The organism is Limnospira sp., assembly GCF_051859755.1.
GTDB lineage: Bacteria > Cyanobacteriota > Cyanobacteriia > Cyanobacteriales > Microcoleaceae > Limnospira > Limnospira fusiformis.
This window is the reverse complement of the sequence record NZ_JBIMLI010000066.1, coordinates 1-25,526: the sequence shown is the minus strand read 5'-3', so window position 1 is coordinate 25,526 and position 25,526 is coordinate 1. Positions and strand designations below refer to the sequence as shown.

General features: G+C 43.8%; 22 protein-coding genes and 2 pseudogenes. 5 read left to right on the top strand and 19 right to left on the bottom strand.

Annotation, left to right across the window (positions count from 1 at the left end; all coding sequences use genetic code 11):
- Nucleotides 1-315: 315 nt before the first annotated feature.
- The 6 genes and pseudogenes from ACTIE0_RS13000 to ACTIE0_RS12975 all read right to left on the bottom strand — a co-directional run bounded on the left by ACTIE0_RS13000 (nt 316) and on the right by ACTIE0_RS12975 (nt 3,745).
- Nucleotides 316-726 carry a hypothetical protein gene (locus ACTIE0_RS13000; RefSeq protein ID WP_006624113.1) on the bottom strand — a complete coding sequence of 137 codons (411 nt, stop codon included), beginning with the start codon at nt 724-726 and terminating at the stop codon, nt 316-318.
- A 94-nt stretch (nt 727-820) separates the two neighbouring features.
- Nucleotides 821-2,050, bottom strand: a complete 1,230-nt coding sequence (locus tag ACTIE0_RS12995; RefSeq protein ID WP_006624114.1) for an ATP-binding protein — start codon at nt 2,048-2,050, stop codon at nt 821-823.
- Between the two features lie 36 nt (nt 2,051-2,086).
- Nucleotides 2,087-2,389, bottom strand: a complete 303-nt coding sequence (locus ACTIE0_RS12990; RefSeq protein WP_006624115.1) for a histidine kinase dimerization/phospho-acceptor domain-containing protein — start codon at nt 2,387-2,389, stop codon at nt 2,087-2,089.
- 12 nt (nt 2,390-2,401) lie between these two features.
- Complete coding sequence (locus tag ACTIE0_RS12985) at nt 2,402-2,728, bottom strand: GAF domain-containing protein (protein WP_008052980.1); 327 nt, start codon at nt 2,726-2,728, stop codon at nt 2,402-2,404.
- 102 nt (nt 2,729-2,830) lie between these two features.
- Nucleotides 2,831-3,304: pseudogene (locus ACTIE0_RS12980) on the bottom strand (GAF domain-containing protein).
- Entirely contained in the window at nt 3,305-3,745 is a 441-nt protein-coding gene (locus tag ACTIE0_RS12975; protein ID WP_006617108.1) for a response regulator, read from the bottom strand.
- 360 nt (nt 3,746-4,105) lie between these two features.
- Between ACTIE0_RS12975 and ACTIE0_RS12970 the strand changes: the two genes are divergently transcribed.
- The gene (locus tag ACTIE0_RS12970; protein WP_006669221.1) at nt 4,106-5,326 is read left to right on the top strand and encodes an HhoA/HhoB/HtrA family serine endopeptidase; all 1,221 of its coding nucleotides are present in this window, start codon (nt 4,106-4,108) and stop codon (nt 5,324-5,326) included.
- Between the two features lie 167 nt (nt 5,327-5,493).
- On the opposite strand, the gene ACTIE0_RS12965 is transcribed toward ACTIE0_RS12970, so the two are convergent.
- From ACTIE0_RS12965 to lpxC, 7 genes are all read right to left on the bottom strand, one after another.
- The gene (locus ACTIE0_RS12965) at nt 5,494-5,673 is read right to left on the bottom strand and encodes a hypothetical protein (protein WP_228116376.1); all 180 of its coding nucleotides are present in this window, start codon (nt 5,671-5,673) and stop codon (nt 5,494-5,496) included.
- Nucleotides 5,674-5,682: 9 nt separating this feature from the next.
- Nucleotides 5,683-6,315 (bottom strand): DUF4435 domain-containing protein, encoded by a 633-nt coding sequence (locus ACTIE0_RS12960; RefSeq protein ID WP_006624122.1) that lies wholly within the window; start codon nt 6,313-6,315, stop codon nt 5,683-5,685.
- Between the two features lie 44 nt (nt 6,316-6,359).
- Complete coding sequence (locus tag ACTIE0_RS12955) at nt 6,360-7,709, bottom strand: AAA family ATPase (protein WP_006624123.1); 1,350 nt, start codon at nt 7,707-7,709, stop codon at nt 6,360-6,362.
- Nucleotides 7,710-7,727: 18 nt separating this feature from the next.
- Nucleotides 7,728-8,885 carry a lipid-A-disaccharide synthase gene (gene lpxB, locus ACTIE0_RS12950; RefSeq protein WP_006624124.1) on the bottom strand — a complete coding sequence of 386 codons (1,158 nt, stop codon included), beginning with the start codon at nt 8,883-8,885 and terminating at the stop codon, nt 7,728-7,730.
- Nucleotides 8,882-9,694, bottom strand: a complete 813-nt coding sequence (gene lpxA / locus ACTIE0_RS12945; protein WP_006617111.1) for an acyl-ACP--UDP-N-acetylglucosamine O-acyltransferase — start codon at nt 9,692-9,694, stop codon at nt 8,882-8,884. Before lpxA ends, lpxB begins: the two co-directional genes overlap by 4 nt.
- 118 nt (nt 9,695-9,812) lie before the next feature.
- Nucleotides 9,813-10,307 carry a 3-hydroxyacyl-ACP dehydratase FabZ gene (gene fabZ, locus ACTIE0_RS12940; protein ID WP_006624126.1) on the bottom strand — a complete coding sequence of 165 codons (495 nt, stop codon included), beginning with the start codon at nt 10,305-10,307 and terminating at the stop codon, nt 9,813-9,815.
- 10 nt (nt 10,308-10,317) lie between these two features.
- Nucleotides 10,318-11,163 carry a UDP-3-O-acyl-N-acetylglucosamine deacetylase gene (gene lpxC / locus ACTIE0_RS12935; protein ID WP_006624127.1) on the bottom strand — a complete coding sequence of 282 codons (846 nt, stop codon included), beginning with the start codon at nt 11,161-11,163 and terminating at the stop codon, nt 10,318-10,320.
- Between the two features lie 628 nt (nt 11,164-11,791).
- Between lpxC and ACTIE0_RS12930 the strand changes: the two genes are divergently transcribed.
- Nucleotides 11,792-13,387, top strand: a complete 1,596-nt coding sequence (locus ACTIE0_RS12930; RefSeq protein WP_006624129.1) for a sensor domain-containing diguanylate cyclase — start codon at nt 11,792-11,794, stop codon at nt 13,385-13,387.
- A 480-nt stretch (nt 13,388-13,867) separates the two neighbouring features.
- Nucleotides 13,868-14,980 carry a CAP domain-containing protein gene (locus tag ACTIE0_RS12925; RefSeq protein ID WP_006669223.1) on the top strand — a complete coding sequence of 371 codons (1,113 nt, stop codon included), beginning with the start codon at nt 13,868-13,870 and terminating at the stop codon, nt 14,978-14,980.
- 198 nt (nt 14,981-15,178) lie between these two features.
- Here the strand turns inward: ACTIE0_RS12925 and ACTIE0_RS12920 are convergent, their stop codons facing one another.
- The 4 genes from ACTIE0_RS12920 to ACTIE0_RS12905 all read right to left on the bottom strand — a co-directional run bounded on the left by ACTIE0_RS12920 (nt 15,179) and on the right by ACTIE0_RS12905 (nt 18,804).
- Nucleotides 15,179-15,685 carry a hypothetical protein gene (locus ACTIE0_RS12920; RefSeq protein ID WP_006669227.1) on the bottom strand — a complete coding sequence of 169 codons (507 nt, stop codon included), beginning with the start codon at nt 15,683-15,685 and terminating at the stop codon, nt 15,179-15,181.
- 16 nt (nt 15,686-15,701) lie between these two features.
- On the bottom strand, nt 15,702-15,875 hold the full coding sequence (locus tag ACTIE0_RS12915) for a hypothetical protein (protein WP_190594005.1): 174 nt from the start codon (nt 15,873-15,875) through the stop codon (nt 15,702-15,704).
- 72 nt (nt 15,876-15,947) lie between these two features.
- The gene (locus ACTIE0_RS12910; RefSeq protein WP_039932914.1) at nt 15,948-17,813 is read right to left on the bottom strand and encodes a 3'-5' exonuclease; all 1,866 of its coding nucleotides are present in this window, start codon (nt 17,811-17,813) and stop codon (nt 15,948-15,950) included.
- 430 nt (nt 17,814-18,243) lie between these two features.
- A complete protein-coding gene (locus ACTIE0_RS12905) occupies nt 18,244-18,804 on the bottom strand; it encodes a hypothetical protein (RefSeq protein ID WP_006624135.1) in 561 nt (186 codons plus the stop codon).
- Nucleotides 18,805-19,665: 861 nt separating this feature from the next.
- Between ACTIE0_RS12905 and ACTIE0_RS12900 the strand changes: the two genes are divergently transcribed.
- Nucleotides 19,666-21,387 carry a glycosyltransferase family 39 protein gene (locus tag ACTIE0_RS12900; protein ID WP_006624137.1) on the top strand — a complete coding sequence of 574 codons (1,722 nt, stop codon included), beginning with the start codon at nt 19,666-19,668 and terminating at the stop codon, nt 21,385-21,387.
- A gap of 176 nt (nt 21,388-21,563) precedes the next feature.
- Complete coding sequence (gene dxr, locus ACTIE0_RS12895; protein WP_006624138.1) at nt 21,564-22,754, top strand: 1-deoxy-D-xylulose-5-phosphate reductoisomerase; 1,191 nt, start codon at nt 21,564-21,566, stop codon at nt 22,752-22,754.
- 85 nt (nt 22,755-22,839) lie between these two features.
- On the opposite strand, the gene glgA is transcribed toward dxr, so the two are convergent.
- Complete coding sequence (gene glgA, locus ACTIE0_RS12890) at nt 22,840-24,267, bottom strand: glycogen synthase GlgA (protein ID WP_006617251.1); 1,428 nt, start codon at nt 24,265-24,267, stop codon at nt 22,840-22,842.
- Between the two features lie 483 nt (nt 24,268-24,750).
- Nucleotides 24,751-25,419 (bottom strand): annotated as a pseudogene (locus ACTIE0_RS12885) (group II intron maturase-specific domain-containing protein); the annotation flags it as partial.
- Between the last annotated feature and the right edge of the window lie 107 nt (nt 25,420-25,526).

The window sequence follows — 25,526 nt, the reverse complement described above, 5'->3', positions numbered from 1 at the left end:
CAAGGATTTGGGCGGCTTCCTTGGGTTTGACATATCTGGCAATAGGTTTATCCTCAACTCTTCTCGCTTATTATACCCTATTGCCCTAAAATATTAACCTAATTTGAGATTAAATCATGCTCTTTACTGTAGCAATGATTGCCTTGCGATGCAGCCTACACCCATTCGCTTCCAGATCCTTGAGTTACTGGCCCAAATTCATCTTGTCTGCGGGGTGGCGGGAACCGTTTTATATTCCCAAGGTATGGCGGTGGGGGTTTAATCCGGTTCCCAGAAACTGAATTTACGATAACAGGGAGAAAATCGCCAAAATCCCTACGAGTCTGGATTGGCTCGTTTCAACAAATCAGAGCGAATTAAACCACCCATCCAAGTCCAGTTTGTGCGTTCTTCTTTTGGTATAAAATGAGCCATGACAGTATCTGGACTACTTTGATAGAAAGTCTTAATTTCTGCCCGTGCCCACAGTCCCCAAGGCGCTCTGACCAGAATATGATCTCCGACCACAAACACCTCACCCTCAGAATTGTCAGCCTGGGGAAGTTTCACCGCAACTTTCGGCTTATGTTTAATGGGTTTTGAAGGTTTCACGGTGCGACTAGGAATGTGTTTGACAGTCCCAGTAGACCGAGAATGTTCTTGGGTGTTGGTAGTGGGCGATTCGGAACTAGGCTCAGGGGGTTTGTTTGGTCTAGTAACTGCTAAAATTTTGTGATTGCTATTCATTGACACTCCTGGATGCTACATCTCACCATATCCTTTGTTCCTATTTTGGCATCCTTGTTCCGCAAATCCAAGATGATATTTGGAACTTAACCGCTCAAAGATCTGGGTTTCCGGTAATAAAAGCCAAAATTCGGTCAAATTCAAAATTATCAGCCCATCCCTTTAATAAATCAGCCCAAGCGCCATGATACTCTGGAATTTCAGCAATCAAGGCTAGAATTTCCGGTTCGTTGGTACACAAAACCGCTTGATGTAGTTGCTCTATCCAAGTCGTCGGCATCACTTGCAGGGAGTCCCTGTCAAGGGGGACAGCAGGCTGGTTTTGCAGATCGGAAGTTAATGATACATCCTCTACAGGACTTCCTTCGTATAGATAGCGCACCCCTAAGTATTGAGCCATCTTATCAAAAATCACTGCTTCTCGAAAGGGTTTACTGACAAAATCATCACAACCCATAGCTAAAATTTGCGATCGCTCCTCTTCAAAAGCATGAGCTGTCAGAGCGATAATGATAGGGGCGCGATCTGGTGGTATCGTGGCTTTAATCTGTTTAGTAGCTTCCAAACCATCCATAACTGGCATTCTCATATCCATCCAGACCAAATCAGGTTGCCACTGAGCGCACATTTTAATCGCTTCTAAGCCATTCTCAGCCGCCTGCACCTCAAAACCCACCTTAGACAGTAAACAGACCAGTACCTGGCGATTTTCTTGGGCATCTTCTACCACCAAAATCCGATAAGATGGTTGTCCGTCAGCTAAAGCAATCACCCGTTTTTGGATAGGTTGAGCCGGGATTTCTTGAGGGTCTGCTGCTTGTACGAAAATGGTAAATCTGACTATTGTACCCTTTCCCACCTCGCTGATAATCTCAATTTCGCCGCCCATCATTTGTACAAATTTCTGGCTAATTGGTAATCCTAAACCCGTCCCTTCATTAGACTTATGACCCGTTTCAGTTTGCCCAAATGGTTTAAATAGCATATCAATTTCATCGGGAGCAATTCCTAGTCCGGTATCTTCCACCTCAAAACTGAGGACAGTTAGATCAGGGGTTTCATAGTTCTGAGACTGAACTCGCAGGGTCACTCGTCCTGATTCCGTAAACTTAATGGCATTTCCCAATAAATTAATCAAAACTTGTCGCAGTTTATTTTCATCGGTTTTCACATAGGGGACAAAATTATGATGCACCTGAAACTCTAATTTTAAGCCCTTAGTTTTACTTCTTAAACCCAGCATTTCGTGTAAGTTTCTCAGAAGATAGTAAAGGTCAAAACTGATTTGATTAAACGTAATGCGACCCCCTTCAATTTTCGACATTTCTAGGACATCGTTAATCAGTTCTAACAGATGCTCTCACGAACGACCAATAATTTTGATATATTCCTGTTGAGCTAAATTTAACTGTTCATCCCTAGCCAGAATTTGGGTAAAGCCTAAGATAGCATTTAAAGGAGTGCGTAACTCATGACTAATTTTGGTGAGAAATTCACTTTTAGCTCGATTAGCCGCATCAGAGGTTTCTTTGGCTTTATGTAACTGTTTCATCAGTTCTACTTGTTGGAGAGCGACACCTAATTGATTGGCAATTTGAGCTAATAGACTCACTTCTCGATGCATCCACTCTCTGGGGAAATTGTGTTGATAGGCGGCAATCATTCCCCATTGAGTTTAGCCTAAAAATACGGGAGTAATCATATAGGATCTAATCATAAATTCATCGATGAGGACTTGATGAGAATTAGAAAGGGTGGATTTGTAAATATCATTAACTGCCTGTTGATTATAAACTTGATTGAGATTTCCTTGGGTCTCTTTCCAATGCCAAGACAACCAAGTATTAGGGTCAGTCATATTGATAAACTGGGGGCAGTTTGGGGCTACCGACTCAAACAAAAACTGGCCGTTTCCTTGGGGTAAAAGTCGGTAAACCACAACGCGATCGCATCTGAGAATTTGGCGCACAGCTTGAGCAGTAGCCCTCCAAATCATATCCATATCCAGGGTTGGGCGTATGGTTTCAATTCACCTAGATAAAGTCCTTTCCTGTTGAGCGGCTTTGGTTTGTTCTGGGGATTGTTTCTGCGCCTGGGTGAGCAATTATGCTTGTGGCAAAGCCACCACCAATTGTAGGGCTATTTTCTGTACAAATTCGACCTCAGAACTTTTCCAATTGCGAGAATATGAGCATTGATGAATACATAGTAAACCCCAGAGATGGCTCCCTTTTTGCCTGGGAATTACCAAATTTTCTCTCACCTAAAACTTAGCCAAAAGTTGAATATAGCAAGGGTCTAAATTTGCTTCATAAATATCAGCAATGGATTGAATGCGGGAGTTTTTGTATTCCTCCACAAATGAATTGGCGAAACAAGAATCATGAACTTGCCAATTTAAAGCTGATTCAAACTCAGGTAAAACATCTTCCGAGACAAAATTACCATCCCGGTAATTAGAGAGGGGATGAAAGCTAAATATAGCCACTCTGTCGGCGTTCAAAAGTTGACGGACTTCGGCGGTAGCTGTAGCCAAAATTGTGTTAATATCTAAGGTGCGCCTGATTTTATCAATCACTTAGGCTAAGGCTCGTTCTCGTTGGGCTTCCCTGGCTAAGTGTTCGGCTTGGCGACGTATTTGAGTTTTGACTCGCACTAGGACTTCTTCTACCTGAAAAGGCTTAGTAATATAATCTACTCCACCTATAGTAAAAGCCTTGACTTGATCAGGAAGTTCATCTAAAGCGCTCATAAAAATCACCGGAATTTCTGCCGTAATTTCATCAGCTTTCAGTTGCAAACAAACCTCATAACCGTCCATATCAGGCATTTTGATATCTAGTAGCACCAAATCAGGAGGTGACGCTTTAGCCGTAATCAAGGCCATTTTTCCTTTGGTCACTCTCCTGACATTGTAGCCCTGCTCCGTCAACATTTGGGAAAGCAGTCGCAAGTTATCCGGTTTATCGTCAACCAGTAAAATATTGCCAAATTGGGATGTGTTTGGGGGCCGCATCATTAGCGTGTCGGTAAACCGGATAGCTAGAATAGGTAGCCAATAGTCAAGGGAATTGACAAAATGCCTCAAAATCGAGGACAGTTGATATTTTCCCCCAATGGTTGCCTTGAGAGCAACCCTACCATTTACCTAGAAGGTAAGCAGGAGGGCTGTCTTGTTTATAGATATCCCGCCAGGTGAGGTGGGATGTCTCGCAGTTTCCTAGTTTACCATAATTGCTGTCCAGGGATAATTTTTGATAACCGCTCCTGTAGCGGGGTTGGTGCTGGTCGTTCACAGAGATGTCATATCAATGCTACAACTTCGCCAAATCTCTCATTTAATCTAAGAACTATCAAGCGATTAATGGGAGTGTTAACGATGCAAGATTCTCTAAAATCCTCTGTGCGTCCTATTCAGCCTGTGGCTTATTTATCGATGCTTTTGTTGGGTGCGGGGCTTACTTTTGGTGTTGTTTCCCTTACTCCTAATGCTGGTTCTTCCCGTGAAAGTACCGGTGAAACTAACAGTGGAGCGGCAGATATGAACCCTGGGATGGTTTCTCCGGGTCACGTTTTGGCACAAAATCCTAATGTAGTCAGTGCTGTGGTGGAGCGGGTGGGAGCAGCAGTGGTTCAAATTGATACAGCCAGAACTGTAGAAACTCAGATTCCTGATGTGTTTAATGACCCGTTCTTCCGACGGTTTTTTGGCCAACGACTCCCTAGTGGTCCGGGGCGGCGAGTTGTTCAGGGTTCGGGTTCCGGTTTTATTGTGGGTTCTGATGGTCGGATTTTGACTAATGCTCATGTGGTGGAGGGAGCCACCCGAGTGCGGGTGACTTTGCGCGATGGTCGCCAGTTTGATGGGGAAGTGTTGGGAACTGACCCGGTGACTGATGTGGCTGTGGTGAAAATTCCGGCGCAAAATCTCCCAACTGTGAGTTTGGGTAATTCTGACCGATTGAGACCGGGAGAAATGGCGATCGCTATTGGTAATCCCCTAGGCTTAGAAAACACTGTCACCATGGGTATTATTAGTGCTACCGGTCGCTCTAGTGGCTCTATTGGCGCACCGGATAAACGGGTGAGTTTTATTCAAACTGATGCGGCGATTAATCCGGGTAATTCGGGGGGACCTTTACTTAATCAAAATGGTGAGGTCATTGGTATGAACACGGCTATTATCCAAGGCGCACAGGGTTTAGGTTTTGCTATTCCGATTAATCGGGTTGGGAATATCGCTGATCAAATTGTGGCTAATGGTCACGTTGATCATCCATTTTTGGGTATTCAAATGGTGAGTTTAAACCCCGAAGTTAAGCAGAATATTAATAATGATCCCAACAGTGGTTTAAAGGTTGATACAGACCAAGGGGTGTTAGTTGTCCGTGTGGTTCCTAATTCTCCAGCGGCTCAGGCTGGACTCCGAGTGGGTGATGTGATTTCTCAAATTAATGGTCAAATCATTCGGGACGCAGCGGAGGTTCAACAGTTGGTTGAACAAACGGGAGTAGGTCATCAATTACGATTGGAATTACGCCGCAATGGTCAAAATCAAGGTTTCGCTGTTCGCACCGGAACTTTGAGAGAACAAAGTTAGGTTAACTTGACATTAACTACACCTGGGGACAATTAGTTGGGTTGTTGGCAACTCTCCTAAACTGTCCCCTCCATTTTATAATTGACAGGCTGTATTTAATTTCTGGGTTTCCTGTATGATAGTTGTGGGGATATGTCCGATTATATTAAGCACCTAATATCAAGATTTTAGGCTGGTGGTTCTAAAATTCTAAAGGGTTGGTTATCCCTTTCCCAACGGCAAATTTCAGAGTAGAGGTGGGTTTTATAAAAGTAGGCTTTTTCGTAAGCAAGTCGCAGACTGCGATCGATTATCTCAGGTTTAACATCCTGGGAATTATGAGAACCAATTGCTTTGCATAAAGCCAAAGACAATATTTATACTAAATCATGACCACAACAAATTTGCCAAGGATCGTCACTTTGACTATTTAAATTCGTGATTTTAGAGATAATATCTGGAGTGCTTAGATAGGACTTTTGGGATTTATTTTTCACAACATCAATTAGCTTTTTGTAGGCAATCTTGATTTGATTTTTATCAACAAACTTACTAAAATCAATAGCCTGAAAAGTTAAGTTTAATCCTTCCGTCTGGGAAATCCAACGCCAATATCCGACAGGCTTTCCGGCTGCTAGTAAAACCTCCCTAATATCTCCCGGAAAGCTAGATATTTTTGATTCTGAACCAAATTCATCCAAGACTTTATTAAAGGCTAGAGAGTTTAATAACATGGTTTCTAGGTCGTGGGTATCTGTCCTAAGTAAATTAGAACTATAACTGGGTAAATCATCAATTAAGTGATCAAAATCAGCGTCAACAATTGCTACAACTCCTGGAAAATCTGAATTTTCAAGTTTTTGGAGAACATCAATAACAAGCTGCTTGTTAGATGGCTTACCAGCAATGATGACAGATTGACAAACTGATTTATCAATAAGCCAATTATAAAAAATCCTGTCAGTATGACCTTCAACTAACAGAAAAGTACATTTAAAGGTACTTCGCAATAGGCGGACTTTATTAACCTCACGGTCTACGGAAATAAACTATCTCATTTGGGTCCCTGGAGTTCCACTGTCAAATCCCAACGGTCTTGAATGATATCTGGAGAATGAGTAGCCATTACAATATTGAGTTTGGCGAGTTTAGTGATTTCTTGCAAGTCTTTGATAAACTCAACTTGCCAGCCAACATGAAGGGATAATTCTGGTTCATCTATTAATACTAAAGAATCGGGTTTAACTTTAAATAGTAATTCATATATAAGGATTAACTCATGTTGTTCGCCTGATGATAAATCCGTTGGACAAAGTTCATGATTTAAAACTTGTTTATATTCAGATAATGATGATTTATAGGATGATGTAAAAATAAATCCTTGGTCTTTACTAAAGCCAATATTTTTATAAGAATAGGCGAACTTTTTGTTAATTATTTTACGAAACAAATCAATTTTGTCTGCTATATCATCGAAAACACTTAGTTTTTTATCCATGTCTTCTACATAAACAGATAAGATGTTTTTGGTTGTTTCGTCTATAGATGGTGGATGAATATCAACTTCTGAACTTTCATCTTGATTCAACAAACCCACTTCCATAAGTCGCGATCGCATTTTATCAAGATGGTCTAATTTATCATAAAGTTGCTCATCTGTTAAGTAAGTTGATGGCTGCTGCTGAACCACTCTGAGGGGAAAGGTTCTATCGAGAGATTGAGATATTGTGCCATATTCAGTAAATTTGTGTTGCATTTTTTGCGCTAATTCACGGGAATATACGGATACTGTTGATAAATCAGATAATCTTTTATAAGCGATTCTGCGTTCATAATTAGAGGCAATATTGAGGAGTCTTTGTGATTCTATAAGTCTGACATTAATCTGCCTCTGTAAATCTTGTAGCCACTCAGGTTGTTGTTCACATTTAATACCTCTCAATAAATCTGGGAACCTATCTACAATGTCTGATATTGAGAGCATTTCTTCCGTGGGTAAGTATCGCCACCTTTGAGGACCAACCCGCATAAGTTCAGGAATTAGATAGTCCAAGTCACTGATAGAAATTTCATCAATATCATTGATTTGGGACTTGTCTAAAATAAAGGTTTCGGAATTTTTAGAAAAATTAAACCTGATGGTATTTGATTGGTCTTGTCTGCCTGTTTTTTTATCGATTTCCAGATAATTACCATCATCAAATTCTACTTTAAAAGTTTCAAAGGGAAGATTTATTAATTCTGAATACTGGCAATTAAATAAGCCGTTAAGTAGTTTCAAAATCACGGTTTTGCCAAAGCCATTAGGGCCGTGAATGATGGTCATTCTATCATTTAAATTAACAGGAATTTCGTGGTTAAAAATTCCAAATAAGCCGCCAACATAAACTTTAATGATTTGCATAAATTTACCTCGGATACCTCAAGTTTTACCAGCATTTAAAATTTCTATGGCTGCCCGATCGCCTGCTCCTTCTCCCCCCAATACCTGGCGCATTTGTCGATATTCAGTTAACATTTGTTCTCGTTTGGTGGAGTTGGGAAAAAGTTGGATAACCTGGTTGACAATGGCTTCTGGTGTAACTTCATCTTGTAGCAATTCTGGCACAATTTCCTTCATTTGGACTAAATTGGGAGGAGCCATAAAGGGGATGGAAAAATGGAGAAGGTGACGAGCGACCCAAGCGGTAATTTGACTCACTCGATAAACGACAACTTGGGGAACTTCCAGTAAAGCTAATTCAAGGTTAACGGTACCTGACTTGGCGATCGCCAAATCAGCGCCGGCTAGTACATCAGTTTTATTTTCTACTAAAGAAGCCCGGAGATTATATTGTAAAATACCCCGTTCAATATCTGCCCGATACTTTTCTAAAGATAATGGAATCCAAAAACGCACCAATGGAAACTGAGCCTGAAGAGTGGCGGCGGCTTGAAATATAATGGGCATTAAATAGCGAATTTCCTGCTGTCGGGAAGCGGGAAGTAAGGCGATCGCTATTTCCTCAGTAGCAATACCCAAATTTTCCCGGGCTTGGTGGCGGCTGGGGTAGGCTGTAATCCGGTCAATAAGCGGATGCCCTACCCAGGTCACTTTCGCGCCTTTAGCGGCAAAATAGCGGGCTTCCTGGGGAAAAATGGCAAGGATGCGATCGCTAAAATTGACGATTTGATTAGTATTGCGCGATCCCAGAGACCAAACCCACTCCTGGGGGGCAATATAATAGATAATGGGAATCTCGGGGAATCTGCCTTTAATCAGATTACCGATACCGATATTAGGTCCCATGTAATCAATTAAAATAGCGACATCGACAGGGTTTTCTTGCAGATAACGCCTGACCCTAGCCTGCATTTGCAATGTAGGGATAAAATAGGGCAAAGACTCCCAAATTCCGACCGCACCAATAGCGGTAGTATCCCCCAACAATTGGGCTCCGGCGGCTGCGGTTTGCGGCCCTCCCAAAGCGGTAATTTCCAAGCTATAACCTTTAATTTCGGCTTGTCGGCGCAAGGCTGCTACCAATAGCGCCGCCTGCATATCTCCTGAAACCTCCCCGGTGCTAATAAAAATCCTCATGGCGCTTCTGGTGTGACCCGTTTTCCCGGAATAAGACCGCGCCTTTCCGGTGTGAGTGAGAGACGGACAAAATTAATCAAATGGTCAAGATAGGAATTTTGGGGGAGTTGTTCCAATTGAGCGATCGCTTCTGAGAGACGGTGTGGGGTGCGGTATAAAATCCGAAATGCCTTTTTAATTAGTCCCAACTCCTCATTAGTCAAACCCGCGCGTTTAAGACCGACAGAATTAAGCGATCGCACTCGGGACGGGTTGCCTTCCACTAACATAAATGGTGGTACGTCGCGGTCAATGCGACTCATACCTCCAACCATAGAAAACTGACCAATGCGGACGAACTGATGGACTCCCAAAACGCCGCTCAACCGTGCTTTAGACTCAATATGAACATGACCCGCCAAAGCTACCCCGTTGGCAATTACCACTCCATCCTCAATGGTACAGTTATGGCCCACATGAACATAAGCCATAAGTAGATTACCATTGCCAATTTTAGTGGCTTCTCCGGCATAGGTAGCCCGGTTAATGGTCACATATTCCCGAATGCGGTTGTCGTCGCCAATGGTAACAAAACTCACCGCCCCCTCGTATTTTAAATCCTGGGTTTCCAACCCAATAGCAGCCCCCGGAAATATCTGGTTTCTGGCTCCTATTTCTGTCCATCCTTGAATGACGGCATGGGGGCCAATGGTAGTGCCAGGGCCTATTTTTACGTTTTCTCCAATAACGGCGTATGCACCCACCCGCACGGTCGGGTGCAACTGAGCACCAGGCTCGATCACTGCTGTCGGGTGGATTAAAGTGGTCATGGAAATCAAATATGTTACTGATTGACCAAATTGGTTTGCTGCCGCAATTATACGGAACTGTGGCAATTCCTGAACCTGATCTGGTGTAATTCCATTGGTCCAGTTTAAAGTTTAGGCTTTAGTCTACCAGGGAAAACATTAGTTCTCCTTCACAGGTTCTTAGCCCATCAACTTCGGCGGCTGCTTGCATATAAGCAAAACGACGGCGTTTGACGGACAGTAGTTGTACTCGCATGATTAACTGGTCGCCGGGAACTACTGGGCGGCGAAAGCGGACTTTATCAATTCCCGCAAATAGGAATAGTTTACCTTCCATGTCTGGCAGTTGGGTCAGTACAATGCCGCCGACTTGAGCCATGGCTTCTACGATTAGCACCCCAGGCATAATTGGCCGACCGGGGAAGTGTCCCTGAAAGTGGGGTTCGTTGATGGTGACATTTTTAATTCCGGTTGCTCGTTCTCCGGGAATATACTCGATAATGCGATCGACTAGGGCGAAAGGATAGCGGTGGGGTAGCAGTTTTTGGATTTCTGCGATCGCTAAAGTGTTTTCCGGTGCTAATTGTGAGTTGTTGTTATCCTGAAGATCGGCGGTCGTGTTAACTGTGGACATTCTTTAAATATTAAACGTTGCTGTTGGTAGGGGTTTGGCTAATGCGGCGCACTAACTCGACGTGCAAGTGATGACCAGCTTTATAGGCGAGATAGTGGGCGAGTGGGATAGTTCCCAGTAAACTGAGATCTCCTACTAAGTCTAAGATTTTATGACGCGCTGGCTCATTTGCAAATCTTAGGGGCGGATTTATCCAACCCGAATGGGAACAGACGATCGCATTATCTAGGCTTCCTCCCTTGATTAATCCAGCTTTTTGTAGGGCTTCTATCTGTGAGGCTAGGGTGAAAGTCCGGGCGGGGGCAATTTCTGTGATAAAGTTTTGCTCATCGGGACTCCAACTATGCCACTGGTTCCCGATAGCCGCCACTTCAAAATCAATGCCGTAGGTAAATCGGGTTTCGGTGGAGGGTATAGCCATCACGAAGGCATCTCCCTGACGCACAGAGATTTCTTGATTGAGGGGTGCACTAGGCTGTGGTTCAATTTCTTTCAGCCCGGCTGCTGCTATGGCTTCTGACCACGGTTTGGCGGAGCCGTCTAATAGGGGCAATTCTGGTCCGTTAACTTCTATGCGTGCGTGACTGACTCCCCCTGCGGTGAGGGCAGATAACAGGTGTTCTACGGTGCGAATACTGGCGCTATCACTATTTCCCAGTTCTGTTGATAGGGTGGTAGACCTTACTGATTCACAACTGGCTGTAATTATTGGGCATTCCGGTAGGTCAACTCGGACAAAGTGCCTTCCGCCTCTGGTGGCTGGCAGAATTTTTACGGTGGTGATTTCACCGCTATGGAGTCCGACTCCTGATTGGCTTATGGCTTGGGCTAGGGTGTATTGTTGAGCAAGACTCATGGGACTTTATGAATTTATGGCATTTATGACCGCTCATGATACAGTTTGACGCACCCTAGGCGCGGATCGTTCAGGGTATATGCACAAAATGTCGTTTTTGTCAAGAGGCGGATTTGGGGCGATCGCTTTTTCCTCAAAAACTCGTGCATCGGGATTTTTAAATTTTACTCGGATAATTTTATGAGGGGCGATATAATCAGGGTTTTAGCTGCTTTTTTGGCGTATAGACACAGCAAGGCCTTGGCAGCGATTTATATGATGATACTCTAACCCGCATCCTGTCGTCAAGTTTTTGAGAGAAGTTATCAACAAAAATTTATCAATCTTTGGAAAATCAAAAGTTTTTGCCGAAATACATCAGGGAAACTTAACTAAAGCCGGGATTCGTTGGAGTAGTTATGGCTATGTAGTTTTGTAGAGTCCCTGAAGGGATCAACTGATGGGTGGGCCATTAGCCAGGTAAAGATGGAGATATTTCGTCTAGGGAATAGCCCATCATAGCAGGGCTGTATCTACTGTTATATCAAGATTTGTATCACTAAGGAACAAAGTCGGAAAAACCAACTTATCCTAAAAGAAAGACCGTTTAATAATAACAAAAAGCTAATAAAAATTGAGGTAAACCAGAATGATGGATAAGTATTTGTGTCCGTGCTGTTCTGAGCCGCTTCTCATTCATATTATCGCCCATAAGAAAATTGGCTTTTGTATGAACTGTCATCAGGAAATGCCACTAATTGAGCAAAGTCGGCAAATGGCTACTGTGACCGAACCTGTAGATGTTAGCACCATAAACACAGAGCAACTGAGTCGGGATCAAGTCTCTCGGGGAACCCTCCAGACCACGGCGGCGGGAATTTGGATTTTGGATCGCCAGACGAAGACGGCATTTGTTAATCCGAAAATGGCAGAAATCCTGGGATATATTCCGGAAGAGATGATTGGTAAATCTCTGTGGAAATTTATGGATGAGAGACACCCAGCATTTTCGGCGATCGCTCACCAAAATCACCCAGGCGATCGCGAAGAGAAATATAATCTGAGTCTGCGACACCGTTTAGGAAAATCGGTTTGGGTAACACTGTCGGTGCGTCCCCTATTTGATGAAGAAAACCAGTTTGAAGGAAATCTCTGCATTGCCATTGACACCAGTTCCCAAAAAGTGATGGAAGATGCCATCAAGAAACAATCACAACGGGAAGAAGCCATGGAAAGGTTAACCCAAGTGATCCGAAATTCCCTGAATTTAGAGCGGATATTTCAGATGGCAGTGACTGAACTGGGGAAAATTTTTAAAGTCGAGTCGGTGCAAATTGTGCAGTTTATTGCCCAAGGCAAATCATGGTTAAATAGGGCTGAATATCGACAACCGACTAATTCTATATTGGCTAAAATCCCATCTAATTCGGGTAAAACCTACACTAAACAGGTGGGGTCGGAATTACGGTCAGTGTTGCGATCGCTAACCCTGAAGGTCCCCAATTCCCAAGATGAAGCCACCATTCAAGACTTCCTACAAAGCTGTCCAGGGGGGTGGCTACCAATTCCGCTGTATAGTCGCAGTCGTTTATGGGGAAGTTTAAGCCTAGTGATGACTGACCCCGGTTATCAGTGGCAAGAGTCCGACCTGAAACTGATCCATGGTTTTGCCAATCAACTGTCGATCGCCATTTATCAAGCCGAACTCTACCACCAGCTAGAAGAGTCTAACCGCAAACTCCAGCAACTTGACATCATCGACAGTCTCACCGGACTGGTAAGCCGTCATGGGTTTAATGATTATCTCAGTCGCCAATGGCAGCGAATGATGGAGGAACAAGCGCCGCTATCTCTGATTTTATCGCGCGTTGAAGATTGGGAACAATACCGAGAGCAACAGGGTGACAACGCCGCTGATCAATGTTTGCGTAATGTTGCCAAAATCATTAAACATACTGTCACCCACCCTCACGGTTTGGTTGCTCGTTATCAACAGGCAGAATTTGCGGTATTATTGCCTTCTACCAATACTCGATGGGCGGTGCGCCTAGTGGATACTATCCAGGAACAAATTGGACAACTTAGCCAAGTGTCGATTTATTCCCAAAGATTACTCAGTTTTGGGGTCGCCAGTAGCACTCCGGCGATCGGTTCACAGACTCAAACCCTAACTATGGCTGCAGAACAAGCCCTTAATCGGGGTGCTTCTCGATTTTGTCAGTGTCTGCTTTCCCAAAAAGACTAAAAAAAGAGTTGTTGTCTATTAGGCAACAATTATGAAACCCTCCCATGCCTTCTGATTCGATTGACCACATTTCTGGCTTCCGACAACATATCTGGGCGATCGCGCTCGAAGCGCGATCGCCTTTTTTGTCTATCGCTGCAACCCCCATAAAATAGGAATTTATCCGCGATTTTACCATCTATTTGTCAAAGTATTTGTAGCTTTTAAAAATATCTAAACCCGCCTAGACAATATTACAGCTTGTTCACCAGTCGCTTAATACATTGCCCTCACCCTAAATCCCTCTCCCTCTCTGGGAGAGGGACTTTGAGAAGTGATCAGATGATTTATGAACAGGCTGTAATTGTCTGAAGGGAGTCAAAATTAAAATTAAATTATGCTAAGAATTATCACTATATGTAATTATTTGTAAACTCCTAGCCACTTTCCCAAAAATCATCTACCATAGAAAAAATTGGCAACCATCATCTACATGGAATCATGCTTTTTGACATCATCACCGAAAACGGATTAGACCTAGGTATAGCTACTCCTGGGAATGACAGAATTATCATGTCTGAACTTCCCCCAGAACAGCTTTCCTATTTTAGATCCTCACCTTTTCCAGATGCGATCGCTCTGTTGGCGGGAAATGATTATGCAGTGAATGATAATACCGGACGCATTTTCTACGGAAACCAAGGCAATGACACCATTATTGGAGGCGGTGGCAATGATACCCTTTTTGGTGGTAAGGATAATGACTTATTAGAAGCAGGTGGCGGTAATAATCTCCTATTCGGTAATTTGGGTAATGATACCCTAATTGGAGGGTCGGGAAACGATAGTCTTTATGGCGGCGCTGGTAATGATGTGATTATTGGAGGTCCGGGAAATAGCCTGATATCCGGCGATAAAGGCTTGGATACCTTAACAGGAGGGGGAGGCGCTAATCAATTTATCCTAGCTTCATCAACTGCTGACCGGGACCTAATTACTGACTTCCAGCCGGGAGTTGATAAAATCATTGTTCCTAATGGCGCGAGACAATTAGTAGTTCAAGCCTTAGACCCTTTCACCACCGAAATTCTCGAAAATGGTGGCGTATTAGCCACATTAAATAATGTCAGCATTTCATCTATTAGTACCAATGACTTTATCGGTGGCAGAATATCCATTCAAAACACAACCACAGATCATTCTGATGATGGACATAACCAAGTCTTTGAGCAACAGGTGCTACAACTGGTCAACCAAGAACGCGCCCAGGCGGGTTTACAGCCCTTATCTTTGAACCCCCTATTAAACCAAGCCGCACGAAACCATAGCACCAACATGGCGCGGCAAGATTTCTTTAGTCATACTGGGCTTGATGGTTCTAGCCCCAGTGACCGCGCCCGAGCCGTAGGATTTACATCTGGGGTCGGAGAAAATATTGCCGCAGGTCATCGTACACCAGAATCTGTTGTTGAGGGGTGGATGGATAGCCCAGGACACCGCGAGAATATCCTCAATCCCAGTTATACCCAAATTGGTATTGGTCACTACTTCCTCGCCAATGACACTGGAAGTTTTAATTTGAACAACTACTGGACCCAGAAATTTGCCTTTTAGCAGTAGGTTGGGTGAAACTCCGTGAAACCCAACACCGTCAATTGGGTGGAGGTACGCAACCCAACACCGTAGGTTGGGTGAAACTCCGTGAAACCCAACACCGTAGGTTGGGTGGAGGTACGCAACCCAACACCGTAGGTTGGGTGGAGGTACGCAACCCAACACCGTAGGTTGGATGGAGTTACGCAACTCTGAGTGTTAGATTAACCGATAAACAATTGACCCATCACTCTCACGATTATCTATGGTAATTAACTGCTGTTTCATCATTTCTTCTAAGGTTTCGCGAACTTGTTGAGAACTTAAACTGGTTTCTATTACACAATCAGCCAGGGTGACTTCTCTGTTTCTTTTAATAAGTTTTAGCAGCTTAAGTTCAACATTATTGTCTGAGGGAAGATTGGCTGAATTATTCTGCTTTAAACCGCCATTCAGTTTTTTGGCTTGATTAACAGCACGGACATTTTCAATAGTAGCACCCACAACATACAAACCTCTTACTAAGTCAAAAAATTCATCATCATCTTCCAACATGGAGCCAAAAACCATTATCAAAACAACTATTCCAAATCCTTTAAATAAGGCTTTATAACGTCCGGTATAAATATAGCCAATCGGCAGAAAGAAAAAGGTCAATAATCCCGTAGTCCAAGCATTTTTCTTAGCCAATTTGCTAATTCTTTCAGCATCTTGTGAGTCACTCATAATCAATTCCTCAATTTCAGATGATATAGTAGTAGGTTGGGTGAAACTCCGTGAAACCCAACACCGTCAATTGGGTGGAGTAGTAGGTTGGGTGAAACTCCGTGAAACCCAACACCGTCAATTGGGTGGAGTAGTAGGTTGGGTGAAACTCCGTGAAACCCAACACCGTCAATTGGGTGGAGGTACGCAACCCAACACCTCCTCAATTTCAGATGATATGGTTAGGGGGTAGGAAGGGGACTAAGCGATCGCTAAGCGACCACTAAGCGACCACTAAGCGATCGCATATTTTTAACTCTCTCAGGAAATCAAAATGACCTGATCCAAATAGATATAACAGATCCTGAGCGCGGGTCATCGCTACATAAAGTTCCCGACGACCCTCTGCTTTTGAACCCACACCAAACTGCTGCACCCACGGGATAATTACAGCTTTGAACTCTAAACCCAGGGCGGATTTACCCGTAACCACCCTGACACCAGGATGACTAGAACAGTAGTTATTTTTGTGGTCATTTTTATTATCATTAACCCAAAAAACTCCCATGCCAATATGGTCTAGGGTTTCAATTAGATGCTCAAAAGGTTGACGCTCATTTTCTGACTTATAGCGGTAAATAACAGCAATTTCATGAGGTTTATATCCCTCATTTACCAACTTCTTAATAGTGTCAATCACACCATTAATTTCATCCATACGGTTTTGTTTGATATGAAGCTGTGGCATATTACCATGTCTAACTGCTGCCAAGGGTTCTACTACAGGAAAAGCCTCGTCTTCCAGTTCATCATCTTCTGATGAATATAGATCACGAACCATATCCCATGCTAACTGTAATATTTCCTCAGTATTGCGATAGTTTTGGGTAAGTTTTCGCATCCTCCCCTGTGCTTTCACTCCCACAGATTTCCAGGTAAACTTACGTCGGCGATAAATACTCTGGGAACGGTCGGATACAATTACTAAATCGCCATCTTCTGGGTCTTTGAGAGCGGCGGTACAGCATTCAAACCACTTGGGATGGAAAGTATGACCTTCATCTATTAAGATGGCATCCCACCTGTCATCACTGGGCATTTTTTGCAGTGCATTTAACAGCCTAGTACCCATTTCATAGTCGTATATATCTCTGTCTTGAAAATGTTTAGGATTTGGTAGACCTCCTAGGACTGATTTTGCCCAAGCATGGAAGTGCATAACTTGAATGCGTTGGCGATATAAAAGGTTATAGTCTTCTTTGATGAGCGATCGCAAATAAGATGCCAGAGTAATATTATAGCAGAGAATTAAGACTTTGGTATCTGTCCAACCTCCCGCTAAAATTTTGGCGCGGCTGAGAAGAATCAACGTTTTACCACTACCTGCTACTCCCGAAAATAGTCGATGACCGGAATTCAAAGAACGTGCCAATTGTTCCTGGCGATAATCGAGAGTTGTCAGAATAATAGCATCCGGCTTCACCAGTTTACCTGGCGGGACACTGCTAGATTTAGCTGGTTCCTGTCTAACCTGAGCTTCCGGGTGAATTACCCCTCGAATAGTATTAATTTGGTCATCTTCTAAATCAGGAAATTTAAATCGCACCGTAAACATGGCTTCCAGGCGTTTAATCAATGCCCTTTCTCCGATTTCTTGCCATGTCATCAGTTCATCTTTGTAGCAGACCTGTGGCTTTTCTAGTAAGGTATAAATATGATTTTCCCGCGCCTGTGCTTCTGTGATATTAGTCATCACTGCACCGACACCGATAGGACATACCAACTTCCCTTGATAATCTCCATCATCTTCGCACAGGATAGAATAGCCTTTAAGTTTATTAAGGAGAGCATCTAGGTAGCCTTTCGCCTGTCTCAGAGGAGACTGACAATGCTCTAATTGGCCGTCTTGTTCAATATGAAAGAAGTAACTATCTGCTTTGTGGATTTGTTTAACCGACCAACCCTTAACTTCTAGTATCAGTAAACCGAAGCTGGGACTAAGGATAATAAAATCGGGGTAAAATCCGCTGGTAATGGGTTCATAGTAAACAAAGAAGTCGTCAGGTAGTTCATCCCGCAACAAGCGGAACAGCATTTTTTCTCCTTTGCTGGCTTTCGATGGAATTGAATCAGGGATGATTAATGCCATGGTTGATGAGCTAATAGACCAGAATAGCAGCCTTGAGCTTTTGAGTAAATTTGCTTGTCGCCGCACTGATAAACTCAGTATAAAGCAATTCCTACGATTTCACAATGGGTTTACTTAACTTCATGATTGAGTGTTCGTCAGTGTCAGTAATTTAACGGATTAACTACTAACAGCTACCATGGGGAGCCTTTTATCCCCCAGAGAAATGACAGGAGGTTGTTTGGTGAATGTTCTCCGTGAGGCGGTTACATCTGCGATTAAGCAGGAGAATGGGGAGTAAAATTGTAAGTGTCAATTATAAAGAATAGTTTGTTCTCTTGGCGATCGCATCTGAGAGGGAGGGTGGTTAAATAGATAGAATTGACACTCCCCTGATTGGGGTGTGGCACATTCCTCAATAGTGAGGAATGTTAAGCCAAGTTTTCACGGATTAAGAAAGATCGACAATATTTGCCCACTTAGCAAATGACGGGGGAAAGAAATTGACCTCATAGCCTGAATCTTCCCATTCTTTGACCCACAGAGGGATTTTACCCCCATCAGGAGTTGAAGCAAATAGCCGAGCTTTGGTCTCCACGATATAAAATATCTGTTTGAGAGTATCTCCCTTGTCTAAGGCATCACTCAGGACTTCGTCTAACTCCGGGGGGACTCGCTTAACCCTTGTTTTGTCATCTTCGACCCAAACCAGTTTTAAAGATTTGAGGTCGCGCGGACCCAGGTTACTTTTAAAATAAACCCGTTTAAGGGTAGCCACGGGAGCTAAACTTCTTTCTATCCGTCGTATTTGCTGGAGTCTCAGAAAGTGCCATTCTGCTAAACGTAGTCTTTCTTTCGGTGAAATAACTCCTTTACTGGTGGCGTGTTTAAGACCATATCTAGCTTGGGAACATCCGAGGTTAGCCAGCAGATGGATTAACTCTCGTTCTTTGGGTGTGGCTTGTCGCCTCACTAAATTATGGGTCGGTTGCCGTCTTGTTTTAGTATCCATCTCAATTGGTTCTCTGCTGACGATAATAAAATCTGGGTAAAACTATTCAGTTGTCAGTAAGACCGGATTAACTTTGGTGTGTTGAAATCCATATTTCCCATGATGGCGATCGCTCCTAGCTTTTGACAGTGTATCAGTACGGGGGTACGAGATTAATTTTTCAGCCCGAGTCACTTAGCTACCACAGAGAAATAGGATCTTGATTTGGGGGAGTTGGACAGGAACAAAACCAAGCGTGGCGGGGATTTTTCCGGTTAATGGTCTATAAAACAGTTATCCCACTTTCAGAAAAAGCGGGTGATTGCAATAGACCCCTTGAAATCTCCGAAACCGACCTGTAATAATGAATACAGACTCGCAAACCTTGATTGGTCGGTAACACGAATCGGGCTTGTCCGTAGTGTCCGTGAGTTGTCCACTCAGATCCGACTTGATTCCCCTAGTTCAGGGATTGGGACGGATAGGAAATCTACCAAAGTTATCGGAAAGTTCGTCGATCATTAGGGTGTTTTTTTCATCAGGGTGCATTTCCTTTACTCAAAATATCTATCATCATTCTACCTCAGTCTGAGAGGGTTGATCTCATGGTTCGAGGCGATTAGTTTCGATGATCCAATGTTCTCACCGGAATGCTTTTGGCTTCCGGTGCGTTTTTTTGTGTCGATTTGGGTTGCTGGGGGTTTCTTTACAAAATCTTTACAATAGGGGGCTTGACCCCTCATAGCAAAAAGGCTATATTGTGTTATGTAGATGCACCCTGATGGTAGAGAGAGCTGCTCAAGCAGTTCTCTCTTTTTTTTTGTCCCGTTTCCTGGACCGTGAGACAATACTCGTCTGGTAGGCTCAAATCTGGCGGTAAATATGGGAAAGCGAGTTCATCTCTGGGAAAGTTTGGTTAAGCACGATCGCATTAATTTGGTATTACTCCTGGTCTGGTGCGCGATCGCCTTAATTTTGCGTCTGATCAACTTAGACGCTAAACCAATCTGGAGTGATGAATTCGCGACTCTAGCCTTTAGTCTGGGTCATGGTTTCCATAGAGTCCCGTTGGATACAGCGATCGCTCCAGAATTACTGCTGTTTCCCCTACAGTTGGGGGATAATATGGCGATCGCTTCGGTTCCCGAAAGGCTATTTATTGAAAGTAACCATCCCCCCATTTACTTTATGTTGACCCATCTCTGGGTTCACTGGTGGGGAACTCCTGGGGATTTAGTCTCCATTCATATAGCCAGATCCCTTAGTGTTCTGTTTGGGGTCGCTACGGTTCCCGCTATATTTGGCTTGGGGTGGCTATGTTTTAGATCTGTACTCGTCGGACATCTGGCGGCGGGGTTGATGGCCGTTTCACCATTTGGGGTATATTTAGCCCAAGAAGCACGACACTACACTTTGGCAATGTTTTTGGCGATCGCCTCTTTCGCCTGTCTCACCGTTGCTGTTGAACGTCTCAAAGCACAAATCTCCCTCCCGGTCTGGCTAATTTTGGCGACTGTCATAGTTAATAGCCTAGGAATGGCCGTCCATTTCTTTTTTATCTTCCTGCTGATAGCGCAAGGGTTAATCGTTTTCGCATTTTGGATTCAGGATATCCGCTACGATCCTCTACGGTTTCCCAAGCTGAAACTCTGGAAAGGGTTTTATGCGATCGCATTAGGTACAGCTATAGGTGTCTTGGTATGGTTGCCGATTTTTCTGAAAATTTCCACCGGAGATAGCCAGTTAATTGCTTGGACTTCACCGAGTCGGAATCATTTTATTGATCCGATTTTTCGGCTGGTGGCTTGGGTGATTACTATGGTGATTATGTTACCCGTCGAAAAGCAACCTTTGCCGATTATTATAGTTTCTAGTGCCGTCGCTTTGCTAGTTTTATGCCTGTTAGGAAAAGTCTTAATTGATGGTTGGCACTTTGCCAGTCATAGGGAAAGAAAACTAATCAAATTTTGGCTAGGCTTTACTTTGGTGATTATGGCGATATTTATCGCGATCGCTTGGGCGATTGGTTTGGATTTAACCCTAGCAGCGCGATATCAGTTTATCTATTTTCCCGTGGTTTTACTCATCCTAGCCGCCGGGTTAGCTAAAAGTTGGGAGTTGCCCGGAAAATCTCAATGGCGACGATATGCGATCGCTTTTATCGGTTTCATGTCTTTATTGGGTGGGTTGATGGTCGTGTATAACTTAGCTTACCAAAAACCCGATCGCTCCGAACTTGTGGCTGAGGAAATATCCGCTTATTTAAGGTCAGATATTCCCACCTTAATTGCTACAGTTCATAAAAGCCATGAACAAACCGGGGAAATGATGAGCATTGCTGGGGAACTCAAAAATTTAGGGGTCCGGGAAAAATCGCCTTTCTTTCTGCTGGCACATCGCCATAATCGTGATTCTTCCACCGCTACTAATACTTTAGTGACCACCCTTAATCAATGGCCGCAACCCATGAATTTATGGCTGATTAATTTTGCCGCTGAATTTGACCATTCCGGGTCTAATTGTGAGCGAGAATTGGGGATAAAATCTCGGGTTCCTGGTTATTTCTTGCGGATGTATCGCTGTGGGTATAATGAGAGTTTATGAGCGTAAATTTCCACCGTATATATACTGATGATGTCGCGCTTTTGTGGCTATGCTCAATAATCTTCCTAAATCGGGTAATTGTGAATTGGCAATTGTGCTTTAATTTCCCTATCGGGTTTGCATCAGGGTGACAATTACAGATACTATGGTTATTTAATAACATAAGTTACAAAGACATGAAAGCAATTACTCTTCTCGGTTCTACGGGTTCTATCGGTACTCAAACTCTGGATATTGTTGCTCATCACCCCGATAAGTTTAAAATTGTGGGATTAGCCACAGGTAGTAATGTGACTCTCCTGGCGCAACAGGTGCGACAGTTTCGGCCGGAAATTGTCGCTATTTGTGACCAGAAGAAGTTGTGGGAATTGCGGGAGGCGATCGCCGATCTTGACCCCCAACCTATTATAGAAGCGGGAGAGTCTGGTATAGTCGAGGTTGCCCGCTATGGAGACTCCGAAGCTGTCGTGACTGGTATTGTTGGCTGTGCGGGATTATTGCCAACAATTGCAGCCATTCAAGCCGGTAAGGATATCGCCCTGGCTAATAAGGAAACTCTCATCGCCGGGGGACCTGTCGTCAATCCTATGATTGAGAAATATGGCGTTAAATTGTTACCCGCTGACTCCGAACATTCCGCTATTTTTCAGTGTCTGCAAGGGGTTCTGGCTGGGGGTTTACGACGGATTATTCTCACCGCTTCTGGGGGCGCTTTTCGTGATTGGCCTGTGGAAAGGCTAACCGAGGTGACAGTGGCTGATGCAACTACACATCCTAATTGGTCCATGGGGCGTAAAATTACCGTTGATTCCGCTACCATGATGAATAAGGGTCTCGAGGTGATTGAGGCTCATTTTCTCTTTGGTTTGGATTATGATCAAATTGATATTGTCATTCATCCCCAGAGTATTATTCACTCTTTGATTGAGTTGCAGGATACTTCTGTGTTGGCGCAGTTGGGTTGGCCGGATATGCGTTTACCCCTATTATATGCTCTATCTTGGCCTGAAAGAATTTATACAGATTGGGAACAGTTGGATTTGGTCAAAGCTGGTAATTTGACTTTTAAAGCACCAGATAATCAAAAATATCCTTGTATGCAGTTAGCATACGCAGCCGGACGGTCTGGGGGGTCTATGCCAGCCGTGTTAAATGCCGCTAATGAACAGGCGGTGGCTTTGTTTTTAGATGAAAAGATTAGCTTTTTGGATATTCCCAAGGTCATTGAAATGGTCTGCGCGCGCCATGAACAAGATAATTGTCAAAATCCGAGTTTGGATGATATCTTAGCCGCCGACCTATGGGCGCGTCAAGCAGTTATAGAGGCTAGTTCCAGGGTTCATCAAAAAACGGCGATCGCTTTGTAGTTGATTCTATCCCAGAAAAACCCGGTTTCTGTGTCCAGTAGGAACTAGAGAAACCGGGTCTTTTAGCTAATAATGGAGTGTTGCCCTAAGTAGTGACACCAGTTTCCGGTTCTGCTTCAGGGGTTGGGGGTTGGTAGGAATAGTATCCCGCTACTTCCTCATAAACCTTGATGTATTCCCGGGCTGAGTTTTCCCAGCTAAAGTTTTGGTGCATGGCTCGCTGTTGGAGTCGCCGCCAATGGTCTTTATAGCGGAAAGCCTCCGAAGCGCGAACCATAGAGGTAAAGAAGTCCAGAGGTTCGTAGCGGTCAAAACAGTAACCTGTGCCGCCTTCCCCTACTGGGTCGTTATGGGATACCGTATCGACTAAGCCTCCTGTACGCCGCACAATGGGAATACAGCCATAACGCATTGCTAACATTTGGCTAATTCCGCAAGGCTCAAAACGACTGGGCATAATTAAGGCATCCGCACCAGAATAAATCCGCCGTGATAGGGCATCATTAAACAGAATTTGGGTCGTCATTCTCCCCGGATAGCGGGATGCCATTTGCCACATTTGGGTTTCGTAATAGCGATCGCCTGTTCCCAGTAAAATAAATTGGGAATCAGTAAAGGACATAAACTGATCCATAATTTGAATTACTAGATCGAGTCCTTTTTGTTCCACCAGTCGTGTTACCATACCAATCAGGAAGGCACCGGAGTTAACTTCTAGTCCTAACTCTTCCTGAAGGGCAACTTTATTGGTTTTCCGTTTTTCCACGGTATCAGCATTAAAGTTTTCCACGATATAGCGATCGTTTTCCGGGTTATAAGACGACGTATCAATCCCATTAAGAATCCCCGACATTTTGCCACTTATATAGGAGAGCAAACCTTCCATGTTTTCCCCATAGCCAGCCGTTTGAATCTGACTAGCATAAGTGGGAGATACTGTAGTTACCCGGTCAGCAAATTGAACCGCTGCCGCCATGACATTATGACCTTCCATAAACCAAGGACACCAGGTAATCCGTTCCAAAAACCAGCGCCAAGGTCCTTGATAAGCTAAATTATGAATGGTAAAGATAGTACCTATATCAGGGGTTTCTTTCATCCATACGGGAATCATCCCGGTATGCCAATCATGACAGTGAACAATTTGGGGTTTCCAGTAATTCCAACAAAATTCAGCAGCCCCATTCGCAAATAGGGTGAACCGCCAATCCTCATCTTCTCCATAGTAAATCCGACGAGGCATAAACGAAGGATGTCCAAATAAATATAATGGAACATCAGTTTTGGGAAATGTCGTCTCAAAAACCGCAAATTTTTGATACATGGCGGTTCCCCACCATATAGGTTCCTTGGGTATTTTGATTTTGTCTGGTAAAAAGCCATAGTAGGGCATAAATACCCGGACATCATGGCCCATTGCCCGCAAGACCTGGGGCAAAGCACCCACGACATCCCCCATACCCCCGACTTTGGCCAGGGGTGCCGCTTCCGCCGCTACAAATAAAATTCGCATAATTGTATTTTGCGTTCCCTTAGATCGAGATGCGTAACGTGATCATACCGGAGGCCGTTGCAATATTTTTACATTTTTCCGAAAGTACCTAGAATGATCCCACCGGTCAGCCTAGAGCAAGAAGTGATCAACGTTCACACATGAATGCTCCGCCACCTGCGTTCCGCGAGGTGGGGGTGGGGACAAGGATTTATCCCTCGTGACAGGTGGCATTCTCACCGTGTTGCGGGAACTTTTGCCCGCATACACCCCTAAGTCGTTTCCGCTTCGGGCTAATGAATAGTTTTGCCCTGAGTCTGACGTTGATTAACCGACTACAGAGGACTTATAGGCCGCTTTACCTTTCTCAACCAATCGTGTCTCTGGGGAGTTCGGGTTCTATGCCCGCCCATTACCGTGCCAGTTGATTAGGGGTCGAGAGTGAAGTCACCTTCACCCCCTCCCATTCAGAACCGTGCATGAAAGTTTCCCTTCACACGGCTCCTAGTTTGATTGCTCCATTGTTATTGTTAAGGACACAGCATCGGCTTCATCTAGTGCCGTTTTATCATCATGACAGTGGCGGTGCAATAGTTGAAGATTCTTGTACTCCTCTTTACCACCTTGGCTTCGAGGTACTATGTGGTCTACTTCAACTAAATCTGATGGGGTAAAGTATTGCCCACACCAGGCGCACCTACCTTTTTGCTTTTTAAGTAGTTTTGCTACCCTTGTTGGTGTATCGATTGCCTGACCTTTCCTGGTTGCCCAATAAGTCCAATTTCCGTCGTATGGTGTTGCATCCGGGCGCACTAGGGTATGTCTGACAATTGGCGTCCAGCTATGCTTGTGGAGATGTAACCCATCTTTGGTTTGGAACATCCAACTTTCTTGTCTTTCTTTCCCATTACTGAGTTTAACTTTTCCAGGTCTGAAATAATTACTCAGTTTTTCGTAGTTTGCCTTTCCGCATCTTGAGACTGTCCATGCCCTTAACATTTGCCAAATTATGTGGTCTAGCTTAGAGAAGGTTTCTATTGAAACGACCCCTGAATAGTAATTTGACCATCCCCGTATTATCGGATTTAGCTTGCTAATCAAGGCTGATTGGGGTGCTGTCTTATGTTGTTTTATTACACCCTTAATCACTTCTATCTGGGCTTTACAGCCTTTACACAAAACACACAGTACGGTATAATGTATGGCTATTGTATAAGTTATCACAACCAACTACCATGAGCCGTTACTCTTTAGATTTTCGGAAAAAGATAGTAGAAGCC